The sequence below is a fragment of the Komagataeibacter intermedius TF2 genome, assembly GCF_000964425.1.
GTDB classification, from domain to species: Bacteria; Pseudomonadota; Alphaproteobacteria; order Acetobacterales; family Acetobacteraceae; genus Komagataeibacter; species Komagataeibacter intermedius.
Genome location: NZ_BANF01000208.1, coordinates 1 through 8,925 on the forward strand (window position 1 = coordinate 1; position 8,925 = coordinate 8,925).

The window sequence follows — 8,925 nt, forward strand, 5'->3', positions numbered from 1 at the left end:
AGGAATTTCTTGAGCGCCTTCTTGTTGCCAATCAGGTTGTCATCAACAAAATCCACATGCCCGCGATACCCCAGCGCGTACAGGGCATCGAGTTCCGCCATGACCTGCCCGTTCGTCTTGGTACGCGGCACCCGGCCATACAGTTCGATAATATCGCAGAATTCGCAACTGAACGGGCACCCGCGCGAAAACTGGACGCCCACATGCAGGTACTGGTCCAGCTTCAGCAGGTCGAAACGGGGCAGCGGACTTTTTGTGACATCCGTCTTGCCCATTGGCGCTTCAAACACGCCATGCCGTTCACCACCGCGCCAGGCGGCGATGAAATCGGCCATGATTTCCTCTGCCTCGCCCAGGACCTGAAAATCCGCGGCCGCGTAAAGGTCCGGGCTGGATGTGACATCGGGGCCGCCCACCACCACCGGCCTGTCATGGGCGTGGCACATGTCGATGATATGGAGGGCGTCGTTGCGCTGCGGCAGCATGCCGCCCGTCATGACCATGTCGGCCCAGTCGATATCATCATCGGTCAGGGTTTCGGTGTTGCGGTTGACCAGCCGCACATCCCAGTGCGGGGGCAGCATGGCCGCAACGGTAATCAGTCCCAGCGGCGCCGCCGGATACCGCGCGTCGGCCAGATCGCAGGCTGCCTGATAATTCCAGAATGAACTGGCGTTGAAAAGCGGGAAGACCATCAGGACCCTGCAGCGATCGGTCATCATGCTGCTACCTTCTGGTGTGCCTTCCGTTCATGATTGAAGTGGCCTCCCCGGCTGTGGGCGTGGCCTGTGCGGACGGACGGATCCATCTGTGGCGGAATGGCGCTTTTCGGACGAACGGTCGTCATATGGATCTTCCATCTGTATATGGAACCGTTCCTACACCCCCTGTCCCGTCATGGCGATAGATGATTACTGGCGACATACGATGGTTTTATTTCACAATGTAACAAAAATAAGGCATTTTTCAGTTCCATGGCCGTAAAATGACGTACGGAGTGTGAAAAAATTTCCCTGTGCCGTTTTTTATTCGGGTTTCGGAAAAAACGCCATGACAGGGCCATGCGGCGCCACCGAAAACTTTCTCCGCCGCCATGCATTGTCACGGCAGGGCGGGCCGTTCACGCCACAGGGAATGCACGCTCCAACCGCAGGAAACGGGAGCATGGATCATGCCGCGTGGTGATAAATCCGCTTACACGGACAAGCAGAAGCGACAGGCCGAACATATCGAGGACAGCTACGAACAGCGTGGCGTCAGCGAAGAGGAGGCCGCACGCCGCGCATGGGCTACCGTCAACAAGGAAACGGGCGGTGGCAAGAAAAGCGGATCGGGCCGGGGCCATGCCGTAACGCACGCCCCATCACGCAAAGGCGGGGAAACTGGCGGGGCCGCGTCCGCGCACCGTCCGGCGGCAGACCGTTCGGCTTCGGCCCGGAAGGCAGCCGAAACCCGCCGCAGGAACGCGGAAAAACAGGACTAGCGGATGACGGCCTGAACAACCGCGACGCCCATGCCCGCAGCGCGCATGGGCCGGGGCGGCCCGCCCGGACACCGTTGCCGTGGTGGTGGCTGCCACCTATCCCTTCAGGTTTTTTACCGGCCGTTCCACCATCTGCACCTGCATTGCCGTGCCGCCCTGCCATGAATTCGCACCGGACACGATGCGAGGGGTGGGAATATCGGCGCGGTTCTTTTTCTCGCCCGCGGTTGACACCCCGAAACGCCGGTCCCGGTCATCCAGCAACGCCTGCTGGACCTGACCGTCCGCGGTAAATCCCATCATCAGTTGCGGGACGCCAAGGGGGAAGTCCGGGTTCCGGTCAACCTGCCATGTATGCCATGTCTTGCCGTATGTGGTCACAAGGTCGGCCATGAACGCATGTTCCCCCAGATCGGGCACGCCGGGGGCGACCAGCATGCCGGACTTCACCTCGTAATGATGGCTGTGCCACAATTTCTTTTCGTCTTCCGGCAATGTCTGGAACAGGCGCTCGCTTACGATGTATTCAATGCCGATCAGCTTGGCGTTTTTCTGGTTGGCTTCGTAAATCACGCATTGGTGGAAGTCCTCGGTCAGGTGCGTGCAGAAATGATTGGCCTCGACCTGGCGGCCCATGTCATCGGCATAGAAATGAAACCCGTTCAGGTATTCACTCATCGCATCAATGGGCCTTTTGACCTGTAGCGCGTCCGCCGCCGTGTCCAGCACATCGCTGCGCGCGGATTTCGGGCTGCCGGGGGCCGGGGCCAGTGGCCTGTCCGCCGCGCGCGCACGCCCCCCGCGCCCCGCCAGTGCTGCAAGGGGTGCCGCAACAAGCGTTGCGGCAAGGCTGCGGTTGAAACAGCGGCGACAGGTGAAGGTATGCAGGAACGACATTGTCCGTCCTTTCAGGCCGTATGAACCATGTCGCCATAAAGCCCGCTGCCGTCCGGGGTTTCGTGCCGCATGCGCTGATCGGGCGGGTTTTGCACGACGACCCGCGCAATATCGGGGAAACGCCGCCTTCCTGAAAAAAGGCGGCCCCCGGACATGTCCGTTTTTCTTCCTGCTCCCCTGCCCGCCGGACACCGGCGCGCGCATCACATCAGCTGGATATGGCTCTTGAATCCCAGCAGCGCGGCATCGCGCAGGTTGGACTGGGCATTGGGGTGAATGTAGTATTCGAACAGGGGCGTAAAGATCACGCCCGGCATGACATGTATCGCGTAGTTCGCTTCCATGACGACCGTGTCGCGCTGCACGCCGGTTGCGTGGTTGGGCAGGCTGCTTCGGTTGCCGGTGTCGATCATGTCCTGTTCCGTCATCGTCACGCCATCGGCAATCCGTGTATAGGTCAGGGCAAAGCCCATCGTGTCATACGGGCGCGCGCGGAAGTAACCGCGATTGATCAGTGCCGCATACACAAGGTATTTGCGCAGCGACGTGCGTGGGTCGTTGTATATCGCGCCAGACAGCGCGGTCAGGCCGGAATCCTTGTCATGATAATGCAGCAGGCGCTGGTCGAACATGACCCATGTGGACCATGACGCGCCATGCTGCCGCTGCTTGCGGCCCGACAGCGCGTAGGGCGCGCCGGCCACGTCAAGGTAATTGTCGTTCTGTGGCGTGCTGAACAGCTGTGCGCCAAATTTGTAATGCCCCGGCAGGGTGCCGTGGCGGAATACGGGTTCCCACGCGGTTTCGATCGGCGCGGCATAACCGATGATGTTCGCGCCATTGAACTTGAATCCGCTGCGGTGCTGGTACACCTGGTAAATCCCGTCTTCAATCGGGTACAGGCCGGTCTGTACGTAAACCGAGCGGGCGGGGCGGCCACGCACGCGGAACCCCCATGTGCCCGCGGGGTAGCCCGCGTCGTAGTTGGTGTCGGTAATGCCCTTGGGCCGTCCGCAGAAACTGCCGTTCTGGAAGTTGCAGAACAGGGGGCTGGCCGCGAAATCAGATATTTCGGACATGCGCCCGGCGGCAATCGCCAGCCGCCCGCCCAGAAGCGTTTCCTCCCCATAGGCATAGACAAGATGGACCACCACGTTGCCGCCGCCGCCGTAATCTTCGGATGCATGGTTCAGCCAGTCGCCAAACATGCGGTTGGCGGTCGTGCCATACCGGCCCACGGTGATCATATGGGTGGCGAACCCGTGCCAGCCCGCCAGCTTGTCCCAGTCCACGTCCAGCTGCATGGCGTACTGCCCGGCATTGCTGGCTCCCTGCTTGTAATTGCTGAACCCCGGCGTGCTGCCCCGCGTAGGCGGCGTGATCGCACCCGCGAATTCATTGGTATTGTCCACAAGGAAGTTGATGCCACGACGGCGCAGCCATTTTGACACGGGGTTGGGGGCCACCGCTTCGGGTTGGGAAAACGGCGGCACCCATGTCTTGTGCGAGTCATGTTTTGGCAGCGGGCGCGACACCAGCAGGCTGGGGGCCGATCCGATGTCACGATCCATGACCTGTGCCCCGGCGGGCATGGCCCCGTACAGCAGGCAGCCCAGCGCAAGGGCAGCCGCCTGTAGCCCCGTGCGCGCGGTGCTGCGCGCGCGCACGGGCATTTCGGTGTCAGGAAACAGCATGATGCGTCCCTTCAGTGCACGAAAATGGAAGCGATCAGGCAGAAGACCAGCCCGCATACCGCAATCAGCGTTTCCAGCACCGACCATGTCTTTATGGTCTGCGGTACGGTCAGGCCCAGATATTCCTTGATCTGCCAGAATCCAGCGTCATTCATCGGGCCAAAGGCCACCGACCCCGCCCCGGTCACCAGCACCATCAGTTCGGGTGAAACACCGGTGCTGTGTTCCAGGATGGGGGCGACAATGCCCGACGCCGTCGCCATCGCCACGGTGGACGACCCGCACGCCACGCGCACGATGGCCGCCAGAACCCATGCCAGCACCAGCAGCGGCATGTGTGCGCCAAGGGCGGCGTCGGTAATGGCGCGCGATACCCCGCTGTCGATCAGCACCCGGCCAAAGCCGCCGCCCGCGCCGATCAGCAGCATGATCAGCGCCGTGGGGCCAAGACATTCGTTGGTGAAGCGCAGGATGGTGGCGGCCGAAAACCCCTGCGCCACCCCCAGTACGTAAAAGGACAGCAACGTCGCCAGCACCAGCGCGATATCCGTATTGCCCACGAAATGCAGCACCGTGTTGGCCGTGCCATGCACCGTCGTGATCTGGTCAGCCAGCGAACCGACCAGCATGAGGATGACAGGCGACAGGATGGTTGCCACCGTCAGGAAAAAGCCCGGCATGTTGTCCGCCGGTTCATGCTTCACAAACTGCTCCGCCAGCGGGTTGGCTTCCGTCAGCGGCACGCGGGCCGAGGCAAACCGCCCGAAGACCGGCCCCGCGATCACTGCAATGGGGGTGCCGATCACGACGCCCAGCATGATCGTATGGCCGATATTGGCGTGGTACGCGCTTAACGCCAGCAGGGCCGCCGGATGGGGCGGAATAAGCGCATGCGTGACCGACAGCGCCGCCCCCATGGGCAGCGCCACGCGCAGCAGGGGCATGCTGGTGCGGTCCGCCAGCACGAACACCAGCGGGATCAGCAGGACGAAGCCCACTTCAAAAAACACCGGCAGGCCGATCAGCAGGCCAATCACCATCATGGCCCAGTCCACGCGTTCCCGCCCCGCGAACGCGGATATGGTCAGCGCGATGCGGTCCGCGCCACCGGATTCCGCCAGCATCTTGCCCAGCATCGTGCCAAGCGCGATGACGGTGCCAACATGGCCCAGCACGTGGCCCGCGCCATTTTCAAACGACGCAACGACATGATCCGCCGGCATGCCCGCAAACAGGGCAAGGGCGATGGAAACGACAAAAAGGACAATGAAAGGGTTCAGACGGAACCGGGCGATCAGGACAATAACGGCCAGAATTGCCGTTACAGCAAGAGAGATGGCAAATGCCGTGCTCATCCCGTAAATACTCCCATGGTTTGACACCACGCCTAACGCGCCCGGTGGATGGGAAGCCTGCATCATAAAGTAAATGTTATGGCATTAATTCCAGAATCCTCCCAAAACGATCATCTGCCCCGACGGGATCGGGAATAAAAACAAAACATTACAAATATAACCGGAATTTCTGTTACAATACGGGCAGCCCGGGATTGTGCACGGCACAATTTCGCGCAGATGGACTGCATGTCCGGTTCCGTCATTAAATTATTATATGCTGTCGTGATGGCGGCTGGCGGCAACTTTTCCGCACGCACCCGCGCCTGTTGTCCGGGCGCAACCTTTCACCCATCCGGATCGTTTGGGTGCGGCGCGGTTACAGGCGCGCACCAATGTGTCACGCATACAGGATCGGGCCGATATGATTTTCCGTGGGGCAGCCATGGCGTCACGCTGCGTCCTGCCCTGTTCGGGTCCTGTATGGACGGGACTGATCAAAGGCAGGCAGCACCATGAATGTGTACAGCACTAAAAATAAGGAAGAAACCGTCACCCGGACCGAAGCCCTGGTCATTCACGCCCAGCACGACCTGCGTCTGGACACGCGCCCCCTGCCGCCCCCCGGCCCGGACGAGGTGCGGGTGAACATGGCATGGGGCGGCATATGTGGGTCGGACCTGCATTACTTCGCCCATGGCGGCGTGGGCGCATCCGTTCTGCATGCCCCGATGGTACTGGGGCACGAGGTTTCGGGCATCATTGCCGCGGTGGGACGCGCGGTAGACGGCTTTGCCGTGGGGGACGCCGTGGCCATTCACCCTGCCCGGCCCTGCGGCGCATGCCCGGAATGCAGCCGGGGACAGCGCAACCTGTGCCGCAACATGCGTTTTCTGGGCAGTGCAGCACACGACCCGCATACCGATGGGGGGTTCAGCCGCGCGATGATCGTCAGCGCGGCCCAGCTGCGCCACCTGCCCCCCGGCCTTGATACACGCCGCGCCTGCCTGGCCGAACCGTTATCGGTGGGGCTGCATGCCATTGCACGGGCGGGCGATGTACGCGGGCGCAGCGTGCTGGTGCAGGGGTCGGGGCCGATCGGGCTGCTGCTGGTCGCGGGGCTGGTCCACCATGGGGCGGGCCGCATTGTCGTGACCGACCTGGAGGATTTCCCCCTGCGCTGTGCCGCGCGGCTGGGTGCGGATGCCTGCCACAATACGCAGCATGATACGATGGATGAGGAATTCGATATCGTGTTTGAAGCCACCGGCGCGCCCCGCGCGCTGTCCGGCGCCATAGCCCGGACCCGGCGCGGCGGCATACTGGTGCAGGTGGGCATGTTCCCGCCGGGGGACGTGGCGGTGCCGGTCGCCCAGATCATCAGCCGTGAACTCGATTTCCGTGGCACGTTCCGCTTTGATACGGAATTCGACGCAGCCCTCACCCTGCTGGCCGAACGGCCGGAGATTGTCGATATCGTCGTAACCCGGCAGTTTCCGCTAAGTGACTTTGCCGCCGCCTTCGCCCTTGCCCCGGACCGCACACAGGCGGCGAAAATACTGCTGTCCCTGCCGGATTAGCATGATGGCGCCCCTTCCCGCTGTCGTACTGTCGGGAAGGGGAAAATCATGCGGCATATATTCACCCGTTCCTTACCCCCTGCCCGCAGGTTGAACAAAATATCCCGAAAATAAAAACCTTCTGCTCATGCCGCCTGTATTTAGAAACTGGCGTCAGGAAATCCCTGTCAGTCGCATTGTCCCGCCCGCCTGCGCATACGCGTACTTCCGGTCGTATCGGGCAGATGAAACATTTCGAGAGTTTTGTTTCCCGGCATTCGCAATACTATCAGCGCATTGTCTGATGGTATTGCCGCCTGTCATAATGACGCGCGACCGGAACGGGAGAAGACACATGACCGATGTATCAAGACGTAACTTCGTAACCGTCGGGGCTGTTCTGGCCAGTGCCGCCTCCACCATCGGGCTGGGCGTGCAGCAGGCGCACGCGGCAGGGGGCGGGCATGGGTTCATGGCGGCGTCCTCCGCCGGGCCGGACGGCGATGATGGTCCCGGCCCGCATAAAAAGAAAACCCCCGGCCTGCAGGGCATCTGCGCGCTGTGTGACGTCACCGGCGGGGGGGAAAAGGTTTATGGCATCGCGGTGGAATACGATGCCGCCATCGACCCGGCCAGCCTTGCCCCCGATACCTATGCAACCGCCGTTTTTCCCGCCGCGCGCGGGTTCTTTCCGGGCATGCCGGATGAACCCGACAAGAATGACACGACCGCCACCGCCCGCCCGCGCTCCGTCGCTGCCATCTACACCAATACCGGACCCGCACTGCGTCCCGACCGCAGGAGTGTCGCAGGCCGTTACGTCATTGCCGAATTCCACCATGACCCGGACCTCAGCCTGCCCACGACCGACAGCGACCGGGTCAGCCTGACGCAGAACCGTGCCGTCAGGACAGCAGCCGGCGCGGTGTACGCCGCCAGCACCACCGTCTGGACCAATGCCGACGGGCGCGGGAACCGTGTCGCGATCCGTGGCGTGGATGCGTGGGAACAGAACCACTGGTGGTGGGATGATACGCGTTCCGCCTGGCTGGAATACAGCATCTACCTGCCGAAATCCTTTCTGGCCGAAGGCGGGGAAAACCGTGCCTATCCGCTGATCCTGGCGGTCACCCATTCAGGCACCAGCCCCGATGGCACCTGTGCGCAGACGCTGACCGAACAGTGCATCGCCAGTATCTGGAGCCTGCCCGAAGTACAGGACCGGCGTGAATGCGTGGTCATCACCCCGCGTTACGAACGCACGACCATGAATGATTACTGGGAACACACGTCCGATGTTGAAAATACATACCGGCTGGTTGAATCCCTGCTTGGCAATACATGGAATTTCGGCAACCCCAACCTTGCGGACCGCTGCGACAAGGTCCTGAAAATCGATCCGAAGCGGGTGTACTGCACCGGCTGGTCCATGGGGGCCATGACGTCACTGTGGCTTATGGCACGCCACCCGCAGACATTTGCCGCCGGGCTGATCATCGCAGGCCAGCAGCGCCCGTCCGACCTTCTGCCACTGGCCAGCCAGAAGGTGCTGATCATTACCGGGTCGAAAGATGACAAGGCCACGCCATGGAACGAAAAATGCGTGCCGGTCTGGGAAAAGGCGGGGGCAAAGGTCGTCCGCCCTAAACAGTACCTTGACCCCGCCATGATTTTCCCCGTGGACAGTCAGCAGAAGCTGACGGACCAGATCAACGGCTATCTGTCCGGGAATGCCAACATCACCTTCCTGACGTTTGAAGGTGTTGACCACATGGGGTCCGCGCGAAAGTTCTTCCATATCAATGCCGCGCGTGACTGGCTGCTGGATCAGGTAAAGGCGTAGGAGACTGTTTGAAAAGTCAGATCATGATAACGATTTAAAATTAAAGAAAGTTTTTGGTGACGCTTTTTACCGGGGCCTGTTGGGAATTATCTTGAATTAATGATTGCGCCAACGA

The 8,925-nt window shown here is 61.4% G+C and carries 8 protein-coding genes; 4 read left to right on the forward strand and 4 right to left on the reverse strand.

The window, feature by feature from the left end:
* A partial coding sequence (locus B7449_RS16150; RefSeq protein WP_209426758.1) for a B12-binding domain-containing radical SAM protein occupies nucleotides 1–722 on the reverse strand: 722 nt, incomplete at its 3' end.
* A 449-nt stretch (nucleotides 723–1,171) separates the two neighbouring features.
* On the opposite strand from B7449_RS16150, the gene B7449_RS16155 reads away from it, so the two are divergent.
* Complete coding sequence (locus B7449_RS16155; protein WP_039734985.1) at nucleotides 1,172–1,483, forward strand: hypothetical protein; 312 nt, start codon at nucleotides 1,172–1,174, stop codon at nucleotides 1,481–1,483.
* 96 nt (nucleotides 1,484–1,579) lie between these two features.
* On the opposite strand, the gene B7449_RS16160 is transcribed toward B7449_RS16155, so the two are convergent.
* Nucleotides 1,580–2,380 (reverse strand): OBAP family protein, encoded by an 801-nt coding sequence (locus B7449_RS16160; RefSeq protein ID WP_048883834.1) that lies wholly within the window; start codon nucleotides 2,378–2,380, stop codon nucleotides 1,580–1,582.
* Between B7449_RS16160 and B7449_RS23560 the strand changes: the two genes are divergently transcribed.
* Complete coding sequence (locus B7449_RS23560; protein ID WP_264996864.1) at nucleotides 2,380–2,514, forward strand: hypothetical protein; 135 nt, start codon at nucleotides 2,380–2,382, stop codon at nucleotides 2,512–2,514. The two genes, B7449_RS16160 and B7449_RS23560, sit on opposite strands and share 1 nt — an antisense overlap.
* Before the next feature lie 69 nt (nucleotides 2,515–2,583).
* On the opposite strand, the gene B7449_RS16165 is transcribed toward B7449_RS23560, so the two are convergent.
* Together B7449_RS16165 and B7449_RS16170 are read right to left on the reverse strand one after the other, a co-directional pair.
* Nucleotides 2,584–4,074: a carbohydrate porin gene (locus B7449_RS16165; RefSeq protein WP_039735025.1), complete on the reverse strand. Its 1,491-nt coding sequence runs from the start codon at nucleotides 4,072–4,074 to the stop codon at nucleotides 2,584–2,586.
* A gap of 11 nt (nucleotides 4,075–4,085) precedes the next feature.
* Complete coding sequence (locus B7449_RS16170; RefSeq protein WP_039734987.1) at nucleotides 4,086–5,429, reverse strand: GntT/GntP/DsdX family permease; 1,344 nt, start codon at nucleotides 5,427–5,429, stop codon at nucleotides 4,086–4,088.
* Nucleotides 5,430–5,923: 494 nt separating this feature from the next.
* Here B7449_RS16170 and B7449_RS16175 point away from each other — a divergent pair, with 494 nt between their 5' ends.
* Complete coding sequence (locus B7449_RS16175; RefSeq protein ID WP_039734989.1) at nucleotides 5,924–6,988, forward strand: L-idonate 5-dehydrogenase; 1,065 nt, start codon at nucleotides 5,924–5,926, stop codon at nucleotides 6,986–6,988.
* 334 nt (nucleotides 6,989–7,322) lie between these two features.
* Entirely contained in the window at nucleotides 7,323–8,810 is a 1,488-nt protein-coding gene (locus B7449_RS16180; RefSeq protein ID WP_039734990.1) for an alpha/beta hydrolase-fold protein, read from the forward strand.
* The last annotated feature ends 115 nt before the right edge of the window (nucleotides 8,811–8,925 follow it).

Excerpts from the sequence above, each read along its gene's own strand:
- B7449_RS16170 (WP_039734987.1), bottom strand. The coding sequence starts at position 5,429 with ATGAGCACGGCATTTGCCATCTCTCTTGCTGTAACGGCAATTCTGGCC.
- B7449_RS16155 (WP_039734985.1), top strand. The coding sequence starts at position 1,172 with ATGCCGCGTGGTGATAAATCCGCTTACACGGACAAGCAGAAGCGACAG.
- B7449_RS16160 (WP_048883834.1), bottom strand. The coding sequence starts at position 2,380 with ATGTCGTTCCTGCATACCTTCACCTGTCGCCGCTGTTTCAACCGCAGC.
- B7449_RS16165 (WP_039735025.1), bottom strand. The coding sequence starts at position 4,074 with ATGCTGTTTCCTGACACCGAAATGCCCGTGCGCGCGCGCAGCACCGCG.
- B7449_RS16175 (WP_039734989.1), top strand. The coding sequence starts at position 5,924 with ATGAATGTGTACAGCACTAAAAATAAGGAAGAAACCGTCACCCGGACC.
- B7449_RS16180 (WP_039734990.1), top strand. The coding sequence starts at position 7,323 with ATGACCGATGTATCAAGACGTAACTTCGTAACCGTCGGGGCTGTTCTG.